The sequence below is a fragment of the Geminocystis herdmanii PCC 6308 genome (genome assembly GCF_000332235.1).
GTDB lineage: Bacteria > Cyanobacteriota > Cyanobacteriia > Cyanobacteriales > Cyanobacteriaceae > Geminocystis > Geminocystis herdmanii.
Genome location: NZ_CM001775.1, coordinates 2,627,351 through 2,644,865, shown reverse-complemented (window position 1 = coordinate 2,644,865; position 17,515 = coordinate 2,627,351). Strand labels below are relative to the sequence as shown.

The 17,515-nt window shown below is 35.9% G+C and carries 18 protein-coding genes; 8 read left to right on the top strand and 10 right to left on the bottom strand.

Annotated features, from left to right (window positions below; all coding sequences use genetic code 11):
* Positions 1 to 274: 274 nt before the first annotated feature.
* From SYN6308_RS13155 to SYN6308_RS24910, 5 genes are all read right to left on the bottom strand, one after another.
* Complete coding sequence (locus SYN6308_RS13155; protein WP_017294913.1) at positions 275 to 547, bottom strand: hypothetical protein; 273 nt, start codon at positions 545 to 547, stop codon at positions 275 to 277.
* Between the two features lie 643 nt (positions 548 to 1,190).
* On the bottom strand, positions 1,191 to 3,227 hold the full coding sequence (gene bchD / locus SYN6308_RS13150) for a magnesium chelatase ATPase subunit D (protein ID WP_017294912.1): 2,037 nt from the start codon (positions 3,225 to 3,227) through the stop codon (positions 1,191 to 1,193).
* 121 nt (positions 3,228 to 3,348) lie between these two features.
* Complete coding sequence (locus SYN6308_RS22440) at positions 3,349 to 3,621, bottom strand: hypothetical protein (RefSeq protein WP_017294911.1); 273 nt, start codon at positions 3,619 to 3,621, stop codon at positions 3,349 to 3,351.
* 19 nt (positions 3,622 to 3,640) lie between these two features.
* On the bottom strand, positions 3,641 to 3,862 hold the full coding sequence (locus SYN6308_RS13140; RefSeq protein WP_017294910.1) for a hypothetical protein: 222 nt from the start codon (positions 3,860 to 3,862) through the stop codon (positions 3,641 to 3,643).
* 9 nt (positions 3,863 to 3,871) lie between these two features.
* Positions 3,872 to 4,015 carry a hypothetical protein gene (locus SYN6308_RS24910; RefSeq protein WP_017294909.1) on the bottom strand — a complete coding sequence of 48 codons (144 nt, stop codon included), beginning with the start codon at positions 4,013 to 4,015 and terminating at the stop codon, positions 3,872 to 3,874.
* 164 nt (positions 4,016 to 4,179) lie between these two features.
* On the opposite strand from SYN6308_RS24910, the gene SYN6308_RS24905 reads away from it, so the two are divergent.
* Positions 4,180 to 4,344, top strand: a complete 165-nt coding sequence (locus SYN6308_RS24905; RefSeq protein ID WP_017294908.1) for a hypothetical protein — start codon at positions 4,180 to 4,182, stop codon at positions 4,342 to 4,344.
* Between the two features lie 64 nt (positions 4,345 to 4,408).
* A complete protein-coding gene (locus tag SYN6308_RS13125; protein WP_017294907.1) occupies positions 4,409 to 4,984 on the top strand; it encodes an REP-associated tyrosine transposase in 576 nt (191 codons plus the stop codon).
* Between the two features lie 75 nt (positions 4,985 to 5,059).
* Here SYN6308_RS13125 and SYN6308_RS13120 read toward each other — a convergent pair whose 3' ends face one another.
* Positions 5,060 to 5,326, bottom strand: a complete 267-nt coding sequence (locus SYN6308_RS13120; protein ID WP_017294906.1) for a type II toxin-antitoxin system RelE family toxin — start codon at positions 5,324 to 5,326, stop codon at positions 5,060 to 5,062.
* A 4-nt stretch (positions 5,327 to 5,330) separates the two neighbouring features.
* Complete coding sequence (locus SYN6308_RS13115; RefSeq protein WP_017294905.1) at positions 5,331 to 5,567, bottom strand: hypothetical protein; 237 nt, start codon at positions 5,565 to 5,567, stop codon at positions 5,331 to 5,333.
* Between the two features lie 202 nt (positions 5,568 to 5,769).
* Here SYN6308_RS13115 and SYN6308_RS13110 point away from each other — a divergent pair, with 202 nt between their 5' ends.
* Entirely contained in the window at positions 5,770 to 7,407 is a 1,638-nt protein-coding gene (locus SYN6308_RS13110; protein ID WP_026102061.1) for a CocE/NonD family hydrolase, read from the top strand.
* 62 nt (positions 7,408 to 7,469) lie between these two features.
* Here the strand turns inward: SYN6308_RS13110 and SYN6308_RS13105 are convergent, their stop codons facing one another.
* Positions 7,470 to 8,345 (bottom strand): universal stress protein, encoded by an 876-nt coding sequence (locus tag SYN6308_RS13105; RefSeq protein ID WP_017294903.1) that lies wholly within the window; start codon positions 8,343 to 8,345, stop codon positions 7,470 to 7,472.
* A gap of 146 nt (positions 8,346 to 8,491) precedes the next feature.
* Here SYN6308_RS13105 and SYN6308_RS13100 point away from each other — a divergent pair, with 146 nt between their 5' ends.
* From SYN6308_RS13100 to recA, 4 genes are all read left to right on the top strand, one after another.
* Complete coding sequence (locus SYN6308_RS13100; RefSeq protein ID WP_017294902.1) at positions 8,492 to 9,511, top strand: daunorubicin resistance protein DrrA family ABC transporter ATP-binding protein; 1,020 nt, start codon at positions 8,492 to 8,494, stop codon at positions 9,509 to 9,511.
* A 340-nt stretch (positions 9,512 to 9,851) separates the two neighbouring features.
* Positions 9,852 to 10,787 (top strand): COX15/CtaA family protein, encoded by a 936-nt coding sequence (locus SYN6308_RS13095; protein WP_017294901.1) that lies wholly within the window; start codon positions 9,852 to 9,854, stop codon positions 10,785 to 10,787.
* Between the two features lie 83 nt (positions 10,788 to 10,870).
* Entirely contained in the window at positions 10,871 to 11,779 is a 909-nt protein-coding gene (locus SYN6308_RS13090; protein ID WP_017294900.1) for a heme o synthase, read from the top strand.
* Between the two features lie 238 nt (positions 11,780 to 12,017).
* Complete coding sequence (gene recA, locus SYN6308_RS13085) at positions 12,018 to 13,079, top strand: recombinase RecA (protein WP_026102060.1); 1,062 nt, start codon at positions 12,018 to 12,020, stop codon at positions 13,077 to 13,079.
* A gap of 223 nt (positions 13,080 to 13,302) precedes the next feature.
* On the opposite strand, the gene SYN6308_RS13080 is transcribed toward recA, so the two are convergent.
* Entirely contained in the window at positions 13,303 to 14,955 is a 1,653-nt protein-coding gene (locus tag SYN6308_RS13080; RefSeq protein ID WP_017294898.1) for a DUF3352 domain-containing protein, read from the bottom strand.
* Between the two features lie 380 nt (positions 14,956 to 15,335).
* On the opposite strand from SYN6308_RS13080, the gene SYN6308_RS13075 reads away from it, so the two are divergent.
* Positions 15,336 to 16,778 carry a family 10 glycosylhydrolase gene (locus SYN6308_RS13075; RefSeq protein WP_017294897.1) on the top strand — a complete coding sequence of 481 codons (1,443 nt, stop codon included), beginning with the start codon at positions 15,336 to 15,338 and terminating at the stop codon, positions 16,776 to 16,778.
* A gap of 131 nt (positions 16,779 to 16,909) precedes the next feature.
* On the opposite strand, the gene SYN6308_RS13070 is transcribed toward SYN6308_RS13075, so the two are convergent.
* Positions 16,910 to 17,494: a Uma2 family endonuclease gene (locus SYN6308_RS13070; RefSeq protein ID WP_017294896.1), complete on the bottom strand. Its 585-nt coding sequence runs from the start codon at positions 17,492 to 17,494 to the stop codon at positions 16,910 to 16,912.
* Between the last annotated feature and the right edge of the window lie 21 nt (positions 17,495 to 17,515).

The window sequence follows — 17,515 nt, the reverse complement described above, 5'->3', positions numbered from 1 at the left end:
TAACCACATAAACATTACTTTATAAGAACGATCGAACCTTTAACCATATCAACATTACCTCATAGAAACGATCGAACCCCTTAACCAATCAACATTACCTCATAGAAACGATCGAACCCTCAACCATATCAACATCAATTCATAAGAACGATCGAACTTACTAAGCAACTTGCTCTAAAAGTCTTACAGTAAGTATATCCGATTTAGTCGGTTGACGAAAATAACTCAACAGACTTCCGTTGATATACGTCCACTTGTTATACGTTTTGTCATATTAAAGTGCTTTCACCTGTAAGTAATCCAAGAACAATCTAATAGCACCTACTATTCCACCAACGGACAATAAGATGGTAGTACCAATAATTGCAAACATAAAAATAGCAAAAATTGGAAAAAATTGGAAAGTATTAGGCAAAAGGAAAGAGAATAGTCCGGCAAATATACCAACAGACAAGGCACCAATAGCATTAACGATTACGTTAAACAAAAGTGTACCCAGTGTCATAGTCTCTTTTAAACCATTTTTCAGACGTAACCCAAGAACCATATATTTGAAGAAGAAGTACCGACTTAAATAGAGTTCACTAATCTCACCTGGCCTTAGGAAAGTTGAAATATCTTGATATATATATATATATTACGAAAAGTTTTTCCTCCCATTCGCAGAATGGAAATCTCGTTGTATCTCCCCTTCAGGTCAACCACACCCTCACCAACCACTTCAAGTTCGCCCCGTAGTATTATCATAAATTGTTAAATATTTTTAAAAGTGGAATAAGTGGTCAAATTTTTATTAATATTTCTAATCATAATATTGATGATATTATCGTCCTATATATTAGACATATTTCTTAATAATTTTCGAGATAGATATATAGACTTCTCCAAAAATTATGATTTTAAAACGCTAGAATAAGCATTTAAGCCTCATTTTTACAAATTACTGGAGATGTCTAATTAACTTAATAATTTTTGGGCTAGTAGAAAGCTAAAAGTGGGTTGAAGAATGAAACCCAATACCAACCCAAATTAATCTTAGAGTTATCCATAAAAATAATGATCCATTTATAAGTCAATAATCGCTTTAGCAGATTTAAGCTATAAGCCTTGTCAATTTATTGCAAGGCGGTTAATGATATAAATTTACAAATCTTTAATTACGATTGGAGCATTTTTTGTTTGGTGTTCTCTTACTTCAAGTCAGCGATCGCACCCTTTGCCATATTCGCAATAGCCTGATCTGTAGCCTTGGGTAACTGATAGTAAGTACCTCCTGCTTGTTTTGCCAACTCCTTACCGAAGCCCGTAGAAACAAACTTCTTCTCCGTATCGATAACTAACAATTTCATGCCCATAGCACGGATTTTTGTCGCAATATCCAATAATTCCGCCTTAATATCGGGTTTTTCCCCTTCCTCAAGAGTTTCACCCAACGATCGAGCTAAAGGAATATTACCCCGTCCGTCTGTAATGGCTACAATTACCACCTGTCCAATATCCCCCGACATCTGCGCATTTACCCCCACATGAACCGCCTGAGTTAAGGCATGGGATAAAGGCGAACCACCACCGCAGGGCAGGGTTTCCAAACGGGTACGAGCTAAAGTAATGGAACGAGTAGGAGGTAATAATACGTCTGCCTGTTCACCTCGGAAGGGAATTAAGGCAACTTGATCTCGATTTTCGTAGGCTTCCGTTAATAACCGCATTACCGCACCCTTTGCCGACTGCATCCGATTAAGCGCCATCGATCCCGAAGCATCCACCACAAAGACGATTAAAGCCCCTGCTTTCCTTGCAAGGCGTTTTGACCTCAAATCTCCCTGTTCTACGATGACACGGCGATTAGGATTGCGTTCCCTGCGACTTTTTTGGTAGGGTGCAGCCGCCCTCAAAGTGGCATCAACGGCGATACGTCTTACTTTCCCCCTCGGTAACATGGGCTTAATATAGCGTCCTCGATCGTCACTGAAAATCATATTACGAGAGCCAGATTTACCCTGTCTTTGCATCTGTTGGGCAAAATACAACACACTGGGATCTAAAATCACCCCTTCAATATCAAAAACGAACTCCTCTGGAATTTGGGGAGTTTCATTCTGTTCTTGGTTGTCATCCTCTTTGTTATCTTCTTCGGTTTCCTCCTCGTTTTCTTCTTCCCCTTCTTCCTCCCCTTGATCTTGGGGTTGTGGTGGTGGGGGAGGAGGAGGAGGTTGCATTTGGTCATCAGGAGGCGTTTGCATGATGGTCGATCGAGGCACAATCACCAATTCCACGGCTTTGCGTAAATCATCGGCACTGACGTTATTGCGCCCTTCCAATGCCGCCGCCGCCATAGCGACTCTGACGGCAAAAATCTCGGCACGATGCCCTTCCACACCACCTCTGAGGGCTTCTTCCACAAGGTATTTAATTTGTTCGGGGGTGATTTTCACCTCTTTGAGCCATTCTCTAGCCAAGATAATCTCGGTTTTGAGAGCATCCATGTCTTCGTCATACTGTTCAAGGAATTTCACGGGCGAAGAGGCATAATCGATAACTTGATCCACCGCTTGGACTCTTTCATCTAACGCTAATACACCATCAGCACTAAGGGCGATGGCAATTCGATCGAGCAAATGTTCTCGTAATGCGCCTTCTTCGGGGTTATAGGTTGCAATGAGTAAAGGTTTGCATGGATGCGCAAAACTGATGCCCTCCCGTTCAATCTGATTTTTGCCCTCTGTCAAGACGGTTAAAAGTTGGTTGGCGATTTGATCATCTAACAAATTGATTTCATCGATATATAAAACCCCACGATGGGCTTGTGCCAATAGTCCGGGTTGAAATATGGGTTCACCTCTTTGCACGGATTGCTCCACATCCACCGAACCTAAAAGCCTGTCTTCGGTAACGCCTAAAGGTATTTGTACAAAAGGAGCTTTGATTACTTCCGTAGGGATTCGATCGGGTGCTGTATCTGCGTATTGTTGCCATGTATCCGTATCCCAATCTTCGGAGTTTTGAGGCTCACAATTAAAGCGATTATCTTTGATTACTTCGATCGGTGGTAATAGGGCATGAATCCCCCTAGCCATGACGGATTTAGCTGTTCCCCGTTTCCCTGCGATCGCCACTCCCCCAAGACGAGGATCAACGGCGGCGAGTAGTAAAGCTGTTTTAATGGCTTGTTGCCCGATAACGGCAGTTAAAGGAAAGTTAATATTTTTAGTAGTTAAGGTGGACATTAATATAGGAATTATGATAAATGCGATGTAAGCTATATTTTACCGTACATTGCTTATGCAATAATGATGTCAAGAGAAATTTAAAGTAAATCAGCTTGAATCAAACAAAATCAAATGATCGTTATTTTGTAACTAAATCCTCATGAGTTATATGTTTAATAACAGATATATTATTAATACTTTCTACTTGTTTAATAGCACTATTTAAAACTGTGAAAAATTGATCACCATCTCGATCATGAAACGGCACTACTCGATCGAACTCTAAATAAGTAATACCATTAGAAAATGATAAAGTCGCATCATCACATCCTGCCTCAAATAGTAAATCTTCTAAATTGTCAATTTGTTGACTAGATTCAGAAAGTATCAAAGTGAAATTATAAGTATTCATAAGATTTTTATGATAATTTTTAATGAGGACATTTATCTATTGTACGTTTAATATGCTTTGCATGATTAACAGCATTACGAGGAGTTGACCAAATTGAAACTTGACAGCCTTCTCTAGTTTTATAATGGCATTTTAGCCTCCCCCAAGCGTGAGCAGAATTTCCCGTTTCAACTAATTCCCAACCTTTAGCAATAGCATAATCAATAACTTTTTGTATTTCTTTATTTGGATGTTTTTTCATGCTACTTAACTAATCGTCTTTGAGAAAATATGCGATCGCCACTCCCCCAAGACGAGGATCAACGGCGGCGAGTAGTAAAGCTGTTTTAATGGCTTGTTGCCCGATAACGGCAGTTAAAGGAAAGTTAATATTTTTAGTAGTTAAGGTGGACATTAATATAGAAATTATGATAAATGCGATGTAAGCTATATTTTACCGTACATTGACAATCATCTTAGATATTTGTGGCCAATGCCCACCCTACAAAATATTTTTTATGTTATACGATCGGATGAATAAAATTTTTGACTTTTTAATCTAATAAAATTTTTGCTGATATGGACAAAAAAGCAATTATGGAAGGTATTGTTATCGCTGTAGTAGCTGGAGTTTTTACTCAGTTGACTTTAGCCTTAATCTTACCATTAGTACCTGAAAATGGTTTTATCGGTGTTAGTGCTGGATTTATTGCAATGACAAGTCGATTTTTTGTTAGACAATAAAAGTTAAATAAAAATTGTAGGGTGGGCATTGCCCACCAAAACCCCACAATGAATCTCAAATAATATGTCTGAATATCGCCGTTTTTACCGAGAAGGGAGTATTATATTTTTAACGATCGTCACTTATAATCGTCAACTAATTTTTAAGGATGAAAAGAATATTGACTTATTGCGGAAGGCAACTGCGATCGTCAAATCAGAGATGCCTTTTGATATATTAGGTGCTGTAATTTTACCAGATCATCTTCATTTTTTATGGCAATTACCGCCTAATAATGGCGATTTTTCTAAAAGAATCGGAAGATTAAAAGCACTATTCACGAAGTCTTTTAAACAGGAAAATAATGTTATTCAAGAGGTTTCTCGATCGAGAAAAAAGCATAGAGAAAGTAGTATTTGGCAAAGAAGATTTTGGGATCATCATATTAGAAATGAGGAAGATTTTGAACAACATTTAAACTATATTCACTATAATCCTGTTAAACATCATTTCGTTTCTTGTCCTCATTTTTGGCAATATTCTAGTTTTAATTTATGGGTAAAAAAAGGAGTTTATTCTTCTCAATGGGCTTGTATTTGTGATCAAAATAAAGCAAAAATTCCTGATTTTAGTTCTATTAATCATAATTTTGGAGAATGATTTTAAGATTTATTGCTGGTGATTGGTGGGCAATGCCCACCCTACTTTGTGACTTGTATTTAGCCATTATGAAGATCATAAATCTCGATAAACTTTACTGCGATGAGCAATTTTTATAATAAGAATAACTAATACATCATTTTCAAGGCGGTAAAGAATGCGATAATCATTAATTCTTATTCTTAATATTCCATTGCTGTTTTTTAATTGTTTAACATCAGATGGAAATGGATTAGATTTTAAAGATTCAAGACGATTAGCAATTTGTTTTTGAATATTAAAAGGTAATTTTGAAAGTTCTTTTTCGGCTTTCTTTAAAAACTCAATTTTATACTCTAACATTGATTTATAAGCCTAAATTATGCTTGACTTTTTCCCATGACACTCTTTCTTGATTTTCTGGATCTGATTCAGCTAAAATTGCATCCCGAAAGTCTATTAAATCTTCTAATTCTTCTGTTTTAACAATGGTTAATTGCCCTAGATTAATTTGTTCTAATAATTGATTAATAGATAAGTCTAATTGTTGAGAAATTTTAACCATTTCTGTTAAATTATTTTGAGATAAAGTGATAGGATTCATAGTTGTTAATTTGTTTTATTCTTTTGTTAATATAAAATCTATTTAGGTTTTGATTATTGTTAAAGCTAAAAATTTGACTATCGTTTTTGAGAAAATATGCGATCGTATCACTCCTTGATTTTAACAAAATTAGGAATTATTATAAATCTTTATCTTCTCATATTTTTGTGTGAAATAATAATCTGAAATTGAAAATAAACTTATGTATCAAATAAACAAAGAAACGGTTTTCATGGCTACCCGTGACGGAGTGAAATTAGCTAGTGACATTTATCGCCCTGTGACGGATAATCAACAATTTCCTGTGTTACTAATGCGCCAACCCTACGGAAAATCGATCGCTTCAACAGTGGTATATGCGCATCCAAAATGGTACGCTAAACAGGGTTATATCGTGGTGATTCAAGATGTGAGGGGAAGAGGAGAGTCGGAAGGAGAATTTTTGTTATTTGAAACGGAAATTGAAGACGGTTACGACACCCTTGAATGGGTTGCTAATCTTCAGGGAAGCACTGGTGAGGTGGGAATGTATGGTTTTTCTTATCAAGGCATGACTCAATTATATTGCGCCATTAGTCAACATCCAGCCTTAAAAACTATTTGCCCTGCTATGATTGCCTATGATTTATATACTGATTGGGCGTATGAAAATGATGCTTTTTGTTATCAATTAAATTTGGCATGGGCGATACAATTATCGGCGGAAACTGCACGATTAAAACAAGATTTGTCTGCTTATAAAATTCTCTATTTAGCTAGTCGTAATTTACCTATTTATGATTTACCTATTATTATCGAAGAAGCCTTAAGAAAATATTGTCCTAGTAATTTTTATTTTCAATGGTTAAAGCACGATCGAAATGATGAATATTGGCATAAATTATCCCCTAAAACCTATTTTAATGATGTTGATTTACCTATGCTTCATATTGGTGGTTGGTTTGATACTTATTTACGAGGTACTCTTAATTTATATGGAGAAATGAGTAAAAAAAGTGATTTTCAACAAAGTTTAATTATCGGTGCTTGGGCGCATCTTCCTTGGGGAAATACTCTGCTCGATCGATATTATACAACTAAAGCGAATAATAATATTAATGAGTTGCAAATAGCATGGTTTAATAAATATTTAAAAGGAGATGAAAGTAGTAATTTATTTTTTAAAAATGTTAAATTATTTCAAATAGGTAGTAATAAATGGATTAATAAGAAAAAGTTTAATAATAAAAACACTATAGAATTTTATTTAAACAGTACAGGATTAGCCAATATCAGAGATGATGATGGAAAATTAACTAATATTAATAAAGGAAATAATGAAGATATTATTATTCACGATTTTTGGCGATCGAGTCCAAGTCTAGGAGGACATAGTAGCATTTTAAGTGGTAGTCTTAATCGAGGAGAATTAGATAATCGCAGTGATATTGTTACTTATACAAGCGATTTTTTAAAAGAAGATTTAAAGATAATTGGAGATATAGAATTAGAAATTTATGCCGAAAGTGACGCAGAAAGTTTTGATTTATCTGCAACTTTATCTAATGTTTTTCAGGATGGAAAAGTGTATAATTTTAGTCAAGGATATATCAAAATTACCAATCATGATCCCGAAAAACCGATTAAGTTTAAATTGCAATCAACCTGCATAAAAATTAAGAAAAAGACAGCATTAAGACTTAGTGTTAGTCCTGCTAATTTTCCTGCTTATGCTGTTAATTATGGCAAAAATAAACTAATTAATTATAATTTTTATTTAGATGCCCAACCCGTTACTATTAGTATTTTATCAGGACAAAAAAAGCCCTCAAAATTAATTATTAATATTAGGTTGGGTTAAATAATTATCCTAGAGTTTCACGCTCATGTGGCAAAGATGCAAAGTTTTATTACTTTGTATTTTTATTTAGTGAAAGGAAAAAAGACGACAGGAAACCAACTACGGTGTAAAACTTTTTGGGTAAAACTAGGGATTGTCCAATCTAGTAAACCATATTCTCGATCGTCCGTCACCGCAATAGCGCTTATATCTTCTGTCAAAGCCACATCAAGGGTTTCTAAAATGGGATTACCGATTTTCACCATCACTTCCACTTCTAAGCCAAGGGATTGTAATTCCTCTTTGACTTCATTTAACTTTGTCTCCACTTCCTTAATTCTATTTTGTACTAGAATTTCCGATCGAGAAACATCGTCAATGACTGCTAGAATGATATATTTATGAGGAATAGTTGAGCATTTTCCTGTGACACAAGTTTTCAGTTGATTGATTAGATAACGAGCTTTGTCCACATCATAACAAGGTACTAACCAACAACGATTCAAATGACGACAACGTAAATCTAACTCCTCAGAAGTATAGACAGAAATCAGTTGAGGGCGCAAAATCATGATGGGAATGTTGATTTTTTCGATAACACTCATGGTTGTTGAACCAAAAATACGATCTTCAGTTATACCACGCAACGAAGTACCCAAAATTAAACATTCTGGTTGATATTTTTTAACTGCCTTAGAAATATTTTCGGTGACTAATCCCGATGTTATCTCTATATTCACCTTAACTCGATCGGACGGTTTTAAACTACTATTAAATTTTTCCGTCATTAAAGCGATTTTTTCATTATCTACCCTAGGCACTTGACCTTCATCCCACAAAGGCACATTATGTAAAAAGGTAATCTCCGTTAAACCACTATCTGCCAAAGCATCGACAAAAGAAACAAATCTTTGTAAACCGTCTTTATCATCGGTACAAATTAAACAAGATTCAAACATAATATTATCTTCAAATAATAACTTAATCCATTTTCAGATTAACATTTTAGTTAGATGCTATGAACAAATTGATGGTTAACGAATATTAATCATTAATATTATTCAATGCTATTGTTTTTAAGTATTTATTATAAGTTATTGATAAAATGAGTGATATCGTTACTATTCAAAATTTACAAAAGAGTTATGGTACAGTAAAAGCCCTGAAAAATATCTCATTTTCCATCAAAAACGGGGAAATATTCGGATTATTAGGACCAAATGGAGCTGGAAAAACTACTACTATCCGTTGCTTGACTACCCTCGCTCAAGCTGATTCTGGTAATATCATCATTGATGGAGTTTCTGCTATTACTCAACCTAAACAAGTACGGCAAAAATTGGGGTATGTAGCGCAAGAAGTTGCGATCGACAAAATTTTGACAGGTAGGGAATTGTTACAACTCCAAGCCTCCCTCTATCATTTACCCTCCTCTTTCTCCAAAAATAGAATCGAACAGTTATTGACAGTGTTAGGGTTACAAGAATATGGCGATCGACAGACAGGCACATATTCAGGGGGGATTCGCAAACGCCTTGATTTAGCCGCTGGTTTACTCCATCAACCCCAAGTGTTAGTATTAGATGAGCCTTCTGTCGGTTTAGACATCGAGAGTAGAATGATTGTGTGGGATTTCCTGCGTCAACTCAAACTTGCGGGTACAACAGTATTAATCACCAGTCATTACCTCGAAGAAATAGACGCACTGTGCGATCGATTGGCTATTATAGATCAAGGTGAAGTCATTGCCGAAGGTAGCCCCAGCAGTTTAAAAGATCGATTAGGAGGCGATCGTGTTACCCTGAAGATTAAAGAATTTACTACCCTAGAAGAAGCCCAAACGGCGAAAGAAAAATTATCTCAACTGCCTTTTGTCGAAAATATTATCATCAACGAAGTGCAAGGAAACTCCCTTAATTTAATTGTCACCCCCAATAGTAATCCCATTAGTCAAATAGAGCAAACCCTGACAGAAATTAACTTATCCATGTTTAGTATCAGTCAATCTCGCCCTAGTTTAGACGATGTTTATTTAGCCGCCACAGGAAAAACCCTCCTCGATGCGGAAATCGAAGCCTCCACCAAACGGGATTTAAAAGCCGAGAAAAAACAGGCAATGAAATAATTACAGTTTGCTGAAAAAGTATTTATCGATAGAGTGTTACCTCAGTTCGATGCAAGAATGTTTGATAAGGGCAGGTTTCAGGTTGCAGGTTGCAGGTGTAATTTTCAGAAGATTATATAATTCGATCAAAGAATTGAAGATAAAAAAATCAATTAGGATATATTTTTTGTCAATTCTTTAACCCTTTCCGATACCTGACACCTGACACCTTTACAGCACAAAAAATTTTATTGTTCACTCAGGTAATTAAGTACGTTAGTTCGATCGAAATTAAGCGTTCCAGAAAATTAATCCTGAGTTAAGATCGACAATAAGATAACTTCAATAGCATTTTTAAGATATGACAGAATCAATTCTCTATTCTTCTTATTCATCATCCTCTATAGCTTCTGTGCCTATTAGATGGATTAGGTGGTTAGTCTGGAAAATTGCCATAGCAACTTTAGTCTTAATGGCGATCGGAGCCGCTACAAGAGTAATGAATGCTGGGTTAGCTTGTCCCGACTGGCCTTTATGTTATGGTAAAGTCATCCCCACTCAAGAAATGAATTTACAAGTCTTTTTAGAGTGGTTTCATCGTCTTGATGCTTCTTTAATCGGTTTAAGCACGATCGTACTGGTAGTATTGTCGTGGTGGTATAGAACAAAATTACCGTCATGGTTGCCGTGGGGATGTACTTTTGCTTTAGGATTAATTATCTTTCAAGGAATTTTAGGCGCACTTACCGTTACCCAACTACTGAGATTTGATCTTGTTACCGCCCATTTAGCTACTGCTTTATTCTTTTTTGGTACGTTAATTGTTATCGGCAGTAACCTGAGTGAATATCAAGGCAATGATACCGTCGGTAATTTAACCCTCATTAGTTTTGTTGCTACAATCCTCGTTTATATTCAATGTTTGTTAGGGGGTTTAGTGGCTTCTCAATGGGCTTTACATCAATGTTTTGGGGGAAATCAACTCTGTTTTGTCATGAATAGTCACATTATTGGGGTTTTTCCAGCAACTATCAGTTGTTTGGTACTGATTTTTTTCTCATGGCGTACTCCAGCTTTAAGCGAAAAACTGAGAAATTTAACCCAATATATCGGTCTGATTCTCTTCAGTCAAATTTTACTCGGTGTAGCTACATTTTATCTACATTTACAAGTAGAACCTTTAACGATCGCCCATCATACCATGGGAGCAGTTCTTTTTGGCACTCTGATCACCTTTACTATTTTCGCTCGTAAAGATTCGATCGTATCTCCCATATTACCGCCAAAGTCTGCCTAACCAAAGCCGATAGAATTGAAAATTTACCAAAAATAGTGAATTGACAATGATTCACTCACTACCATTAACTATTAACTAACATCATGATCGGATCAAGTCTTTCTCGCAACGAAAATTTTGGACAAGTAATTCAAAGTTACTATTTATTAACCAAACCTCGCATTATTCCCTTACTCTTAATTACCACCGCCGCCTCGATGTTTATGGCAGGAGAAGGTCATGTTGACGCTTTCTTACTTATTGTAACCCTTTTAGGAGGCACTCTAGCCGCCGCCTCTGCTCAAACATTTAACTGTGTTTATGATCAAGATATTGATTATGACATGAAACGAACCCGAAGTCGTCCTATTCCATCAGGAAAAGTTCGATCGAGCCATGCCATTATTTTTGGTATCGTTTTAGGAATTATGTCTTTTTCTCTCCTTGCCATTTGGGTTAATCTACTTTCCGCATTATTAGCAATGATGGGCATTATCTTTTATATGCTGATTTACACCCACTGGCTAAAACGTCACACCACCCAAAATATCGTCATTGGCGGTGCTGCGGGAGCAATTCCGCCCCTTGTCGGTTGGGCAGCCGTTACAGGAGATTTAAGCTGGAGTGCTTGGGCTATTTTTACCTTAATATTTTTATGGACACCTCCCCATTTTTGGGCGTTAGCCTTAATGATTTCCGATGACTATGCCGAAGTAGGAGTACCCATGTTACCTGTAGTAGAAGGAACTCAAGAAACCGTAAAACAAATTTGGATTTATACTTTAATTACCGTAGTTTTTAGTTTAGTATTTATTTATCCATTACATAGTTTAGGACTAATTTATCTATTATTTGCCTTAATTTTAGGTAGTTTATTTACAGTTAAAGCATGGCGATTATACAAAAATCCTGAAGATAAACAGGTAGCTAAATCAATGTTTAAATACTCAATTCTCTATATGATGCTATTGTGTACGGGAATTGTGCTAGATAGCTTAACTCATAATCTATAAATTTTTTCTAAATTCAGGAGGGTTTTGAGTCATTTTCAAAATTTTCTCCCCTCTCCCTTATTCTCCCCAAGTATTCTCAATATATTTTTAACTTTTTGTAAAACTTTCCCCAATTTTCTCAAAAATAAGTTAATATATTAATACCTATGTACTAAAAGTTAAAGATTTCTGACATAGATATTAAATTACCATTATTATTAACAAAGTTAAATAAAATCAGCTTATGGCTACTGGTACAATGGCTCAAAACTCTGATAAATCTGATAAAGAAAAGGCGTTAAATGTCGTTTTAACTCAAATCGAACGCAATTTTGGTAAAGGCTCAATCATGCGTCTTGGGGATGCCTCCAAAATGAAAATAGAGACGATTTCTAGCGGTGCTTTAACTCTTGATCTTGCTCTGGGTGGTGGTTTACCTAAAGGACGTATTATTGAAATTTATGGACCAGAAAGTTCGGGTAAAACAACTCTAGCACTCCATGCTATCGCCGAAGTTCAAAAAGCTGGAGGTATTGCGGCTTTCGTAGATGCAGAACACGCTTTAGACCCTACTTACTCGGCGGCTTTAGGGGTGGATATTGATAATTTATTGGTAGCCCAACCTGATAACGGTGAATCTGCTTTAGAGATTGTAGATCAATTAGTACGCAGTTCGGCGGTGGATATTGTGGTGATTGACTCTGTAGCGGCTTTAGTACCCCGTGCCGAAATTGAGGGGGAAATGGGAGATATGCAGGTAGGTTTACAAGCTCGTTTGATGAGTAAAGCCTTAAGAAAAGTGGCAGGAAATATTGGTAAATCTGGCTCTACGGTTATTTTCTTAAATCAGTTACGACAAAAAATCGGTATTAGTTACGGTAGTCCTGAAGTAACAACTGGAGGTACTGCTTTAAAATTTTATGCTTCTGTGAGATTAGATATTCGTCGCATACAAACTTTGAAAAAGGGTACGGAAGGGGAATACGGTATTAGGGCAAAAGTGAAGGTGGCAAAAAATAAAGTTGCGCCTCCTTTTCGCATTGCGGAATTTGATATTATTTTTGGCTCTGGTATTTCTCAAATTGGTTGTTTGTTAGATTTGGCAGAAAAAACGAATACTGTTACTCGCAAGGGGGCATGGTATAGCTACAACGGTGATAATATTGCCCAAGGGCGTGATAATGCGGTGAAATATTTAGAGGAAAATCTGGAGATTGCTAATGAGATTGAACAAAAAGTTAAGGCTGAGTTAGAGATTAATAATGTCAGTTTTGAGACTGCTAGTGATGACTCTGATGATTTTAGCTCGATCGACGACTAAGTAATCACGGTGTTAGGAGTTAGGTGTAAAAATTGATTTTTCACTGTTTAACCTAACACCCTAATCACCTGAGTGAACCATAATAATGATGAAGATAAGAGGGGTAGCATGGGGAAGAAAATGCTTTAAAACCTTGATTAAATTTAGTAAATAAATCTAAAAAATCAATTTATGATAATTTTTAGTCAAATATTAATATTATTTTATCGATTTAGTCTAAATTTTATCTCGAACTGAGGTTAAAGAAAATTGTGCCTTTTTGCATACCATTTTCTACTCCTTCACTGGTGATGGTTAAGGATTGCAAGTTATCGAATAATGGTTTAAATCCTAATTCGGCAATTTTGACGATGGGAAATTTTTTCACAAGGTAAGGTTTTAAGGGTTGCCACTGGAGATATAAATAACCGTCATTTTCTGTGGGTAAAGCGCTAATGCTCGATCGAAACTCCTCAGATTCTAGTAAATTATTAGTAGGATTGCTTAAAATACCACTCAACACATTAACAGAATTAGTTAAAATTTCGTAGGATTCCTCTTGAGTATAGACTCCTTTTACTTGGGCTTCCAGACGAGAAAAATTATTATCAGAAGTGGTGACTAATTTTGTCCATGCAGTGATAGTCTTATCCTCTAAGGGTAATGTGCCAACACTTAACCCTCTTTCTTTGGCAAGGTTATCAAGTTTATCAGTTAAAGTATTAGCGTTGACGAATAACCAGTCTAAATCTTGGGTTTGTTTGTTAATGGAGAGAGATAAACCATATTCTCCCGTAACTTGAGGAAAAATATCTTCAGCAAAATCAATGGCTAAGGATTCTTCTAAAGGATGAATACCATTACTCAATAATTGGGGTAAGGGGTTATTGTTATTTAATCCAGTCTGAATGTCTTGCCAAAATCTTTGCAAATCAACTCCTGCCACCGTAAAAATACTGTTATCAGGAATATAGGCTAAGGTTTGGGGAGGTGTGGTTAACTTCGGCGATTGATTTTGTGCTTCTGACATACCAAATAGACGACTATGAGTCACTAATCCTTGAGGATTTAAGGCTAAAGATAGAGTTAAACTTTGGGGTTGCGGATTGCTGACTTCTCCTTGATTGGTTATCCATGCAGAAGTGGAGGGTAAATTAAAATAGGCGATGCTAACTTTTTCTTGGGGTAAGGATTCGATCGAACTCTGGTATGCTAAATCATGAGCTAAATTAAGATCGATCGCCTGAGCATTATTAAGCGCTTCTTTTAATACCTGTATATCATTGGCAAATAAAACAAAATCCCCAACCACTGCCGCCGCTACCTGTTTAATTTCTGTCTCTGCGGTTAAAGGTTGCTGATAAACTAACTTAACTCCTTTATACTCATCTAAAATCAATTGTGCACTATTGGAAACCGCTTGTTTTGTATAATAAGTCTGTAAAAATTCCCTTGCCAAATCCGCCGACTTGTTTTTGACGACTAATAAATATCCTGATTTAATGCCATTATCAGGATTGCGATCGTAATCCAAAGATGTCACCGCAAAAGTTATTTCCTCTCCCAACCAACTACTTAAATCGGCTTCGGAATCTACTTGAGCTTGAGTTAGTAATTTTGTTCTTAACTGTTCGATCGATCGTAAAACTCGTTTTTGTTCATCATTAGAAGGTAATAGATTCGCTATCACCCCCAACTTATCAGGATTGATCAGTAAAGATACCATTAAGGGCGATCGTTTGGGAACAAATACGATACCTTGAGGGTTATTTTTCACCCCTCCTTTATTGATATAGTTAGGATACTTTCCTGAGAATAAACCCACACTCAAGACAACCACAAGAATAGCCCCTAGGGAGATAATCACAATTTTTGATAAACTAGAACGAGATTTCATAACTAAGATTAAGAGCAATTACTTTAGTTACTATAACATTCCCTGACTTTTCGATCATCAGTTACCTGAGTGAACCATAAAATTTTCGGTGGTGTAAAGGTGTCAGGTGTCAGGTATCGGAAAGGGTTAAAGAATTGATAAAAAATATATCTTAATTGATTTTTTTGTTTTTCTTGTACTGAGCGAAGTCGAAGTAAATTTTTGAATTAAATAATATAATCTTCTGAAAATCAAACCTGTTACCTGTTACCTGTTACCTGCCTCAGTCGGATATTCTTGCATCGAACTGAGGTATAAGTTATACTCGAAGCAAAAAGACGAAGATTTTGATAGAATAAAACAAATCTTCACCTCTTAAACTATAGAGAATAATCTATACAATGATCAGTTTTTTTGTCCGTCAACGGTTTTCTTTGCGTCTATTTAAACTTTTATCTTTATTTCTTGCCTCTTACTTTAGTATCTTACTAATAAATACTATTCCTGTTCTTTCTCAAAATACTCCAGAAATTAGAGGGGTGTGGTTAACCACCAGTGATACTGATACACTACTCGATCGACCAAAAATGAAAGAAGCCATGGCTAATTTAGCGTCTATTCATTTTAATACCATCTATCCCGTAGTGTGGAATTCAGGTTATGCCCTTTATCCTAGCAAAGTGGCAAGAGAAGCAGGAATACAACCTTTTGTACACAAAGGTTTACAAGGACAAGAGCCATTAAAGGAATTGATACAAGAAGCCCATCGTCATAAAATGTTAGTCTTACCTTGGTTTGAGTTTGGTTTTATGGCGCCTCCTACCTCAGAATTAGCTTTAAAACACCCTAATTGGCTAACTCAAGCACGAGATGGCACAAAAACAACCTATAGTGCGGCAGGAGAAGTGGTTTGGCTTAATCCCTTCCATCCACAAGTACAAAAATTTATCACGGATTTAGTCATGGAAGTTGTTAACACCTATGACATCGACGGTATTCAATTTGATGATCATTTGTGTTTACCTGTCACCCTTGGTTATGATAATTATACTAAAAATCTTTACAAACAAGAAACAAAGCTCGATCCTCCTAATGATCATAACAATCCGGCATGGATGCGTTGGCGCGCCAATAAGCTAACAGAATTTGTGGCACAACTTAACCAAAAAATTAAGGCACAAAACCCCAATAAAATTCTGTCTATTTCTCCGAATCCTTACCAACCTGCCTATAATTCATTTTTACAAGATTGGTTAGATTGGGTAAGAAAAGACTTAATTGATGAGTTAATTATTCAAGTATATCGATCGGATTTTGCTGTTTTTCAAAGGGAAATTACTCGTCCAGAAATCAGGGAAGCAAGGCAAAAAATTCCTGTAGGAATAGCTATTTTAACAGGATTAACTAATCGTATAACCCCCATAGAATTTGTGAGAGAAAAAGCCTTAGCCGTTCGACGGGAAAAGTTAGGAATTGCTTTCTTTTTCTATGGTAGTATGTGGAATAAAACTCCTGAATTGAAAGTGGACAGAAAATCTAGTTTTCAATCTCTGTTTCCCTATCAATCCCAGCGTATTGCAAGGGTTAATCCCGTTAAACCCATTAATCCAGTTACTCCCGTTACCTCGACTAATCCGATTACTCCAATTAATCCCGTTACTCCTGTTACCTCTACTAATTCGGTTACTCCGAAACCTGTTACCTCTAATAATCCAATTAATCCCGTTACTCCTAGTAATCCCGTTACTCCTAGTAATTCCACTATTATAGATTCCAGTATCGATCCAACTAATGTAACAGGGGAAGTAATTCTCATCGATGAATTTTTAAAATTTACTCCATAAATTGTTCTAGGTCAAAACTGTCTCGATCGAATAAAATATATTCTTGAAAAGATTCGGGTGTGCAGCGTGCCTTCGGCATCGAACAACACCATTTTGTCATAGAATTTCATGGAGACTTGAAGATAGGAAAACTAAATATTTTCATTAAACATAACTCCTTCATAAATATCCGCAAATGATATATCAAAATCAATTTTTCCTAACTTTAATGTCTGATTTTCCCCTAAATACTCTTTAAATTTCCATTCATTTTCAGATTCTTTGATAAACTGTTCCACAGAAAAACTATACTGATCTATTAAAATATATTCTTGAAAAGATTCGATCGAACGATAGCTTTTAAATTTTTCTCCCTTATCATAATTTTGTGTTGAATTGGATAAAACTTCGATAATTACGAGGGGATTAGTTACGGTTGTTTTATTATCTCTTTCATATATGGTTCGATCCTTGATAATCATAATATCAGGGTAAGTATAACGTCTCTCAAGGGGGATAGAAAGACGCACATCATTGATATAAATATCGTAACTTTTTCCCCTGAAAGCAGATTTAAAATGAAAATACAAATTACCCGCTATTTTATTATGATTAGTTGTACCTCCTGTCATGGCAATAATCTCCCCGTCATGGTATTCGCTTTTATATTCGGCAGTTTCTTCTAACTCCAAATATTCATCTACTGAGTAGTAAGTTTTTTCAAGTTGAGCAATCATGATTTTTTTCTTATTGATAGC

What these genes read in the sequence shown, in the direction of transcription:
- SYN6308_RS13080 (WP_017294898.1), bottom strand. Translation starts at nt 14,955, where the DNA reads ATGAAATCTCGTTCTAGTTTATCAAAAATTGTGATTATCTCCCTAGGG.
- SYN6308_RS13075 (WP_017294897.1), top strand. Translation starts at nt 15,336, where the DNA reads ATGATCAGTTTTTTTGTCCGTCAACGGTTTTCTTTGCGTCTATTTAAA.
- SYN6308_RS13140 (WP_017294910.1), bottom strand. Translation starts at nt 3,862, where the DNA reads ATGAAAAAACATCCAAATAAAGAAATACAAAAAGTTATTGATTATGCT.
- SYN6308_RS13110 (WP_026102061.1), top strand. Translation starts at nt 5,770, where the DNA reads ATGTATCAAATAAACAAAGAAACGGTTTTCATGGCTACCCGTGACGGA.
- SYN6308_RS24910 (WP_017294909.1), bottom strand. Translation starts at nt 4,015, where the DNA reads ATGTCCACCTTAACTACTAAAAATATTAACTTTCCTTTAACTGCCGTT.
- SYN6308_RS24905 (WP_017294908.1), top strand. Translation starts at nt 4,180, where the DNA reads ATGGACAAAAAAGCAATTATGGAAGGTATTGTTATCGCTGTAGTAGCT.
- SYN6308_RS13105 (WP_017294903.1), bottom strand. Translation starts at nt 8,345, where the DNA reads ATGTTTGAATCTTGTTTAATTTGTACCGATGATAAAGACGGTTTACAA.
- SYN6308_RS13155 (WP_017294913.1), bottom strand. Translation starts at nt 547, where the DNA reads ATGGTTCTTGGGTTACGTCTGAAAAATGGTTTAAAAGAGACTATGACA.
- SYN6308_RS13090 (WP_017294900.1), top strand. Translation starts at nt 10,871, where the DNA reads ATGATCGGATCAAGTCTTTCTCGCAACGAAAATTTTGGACAAGTAATT.
- bchD (WP_017294912.1), bottom strand. Translation starts at nt 3,227, where the DNA reads ATGTCCACCTTAACTACTAAAAATATTAACTTTCCTTTAACTGCCGTT.
- SYN6308_RS13115 (WP_017294905.1), bottom strand. Translation starts at nt 5,567, where the DNA reads ATGAATCCTATCACTTTATCTCAAAATAATTTAACAGAAATGGTTAAA.
- recA (WP_026102060.1), top strand. Translation starts at nt 12,018, where the DNA reads ATGGCTCAAAACTCTGATAAATCTGATAAAGAAAAGGCGTTAAATGTC.
- SYN6308_RS13100 (WP_017294902.1), top strand. Translation starts at nt 8,492, where the DNA reads ATGAGTGATATCGTTACTATTCAAAATTTACAAAAGAGTTATGGTACA.
- SYN6308_RS13125 (WP_017294907.1), top strand. Translation starts at nt 4,409, where the DNA reads ATGTCTGAATATCGCCGTTTTTACCGAGAAGGGAGTATTATATTTTTA.
- SYN6308_RS13095 (WP_017294901.1), top strand. Translation starts at nt 9,852, where the DNA reads ATGACAGAATCAATTCTCTATTCTTCTTATTCATCATCCTCTATAGCT.
- SYN6308_RS13070 (WP_017294896.1), bottom strand. Translation starts at nt 17,494, where the DNA reads ATGATTGCTCAACTTGAAAAAACTTACTACTCAGTAGATGAATATTTG.
- SYN6308_RS22440 (WP_017294911.1), bottom strand. Translation starts at nt 3,621, where the DNA reads ATGAATACTTATAATTTCACTTTGATACTTTCTGAATCTAGTCAACAA.
- SYN6308_RS13120 (WP_017294906.1), bottom strand. Translation starts at nt 5,326, where the DNA reads ATGTTAGAGTATAAAATTGAGTTTTTAAAGAAAGCCGAAAAAGAACTT.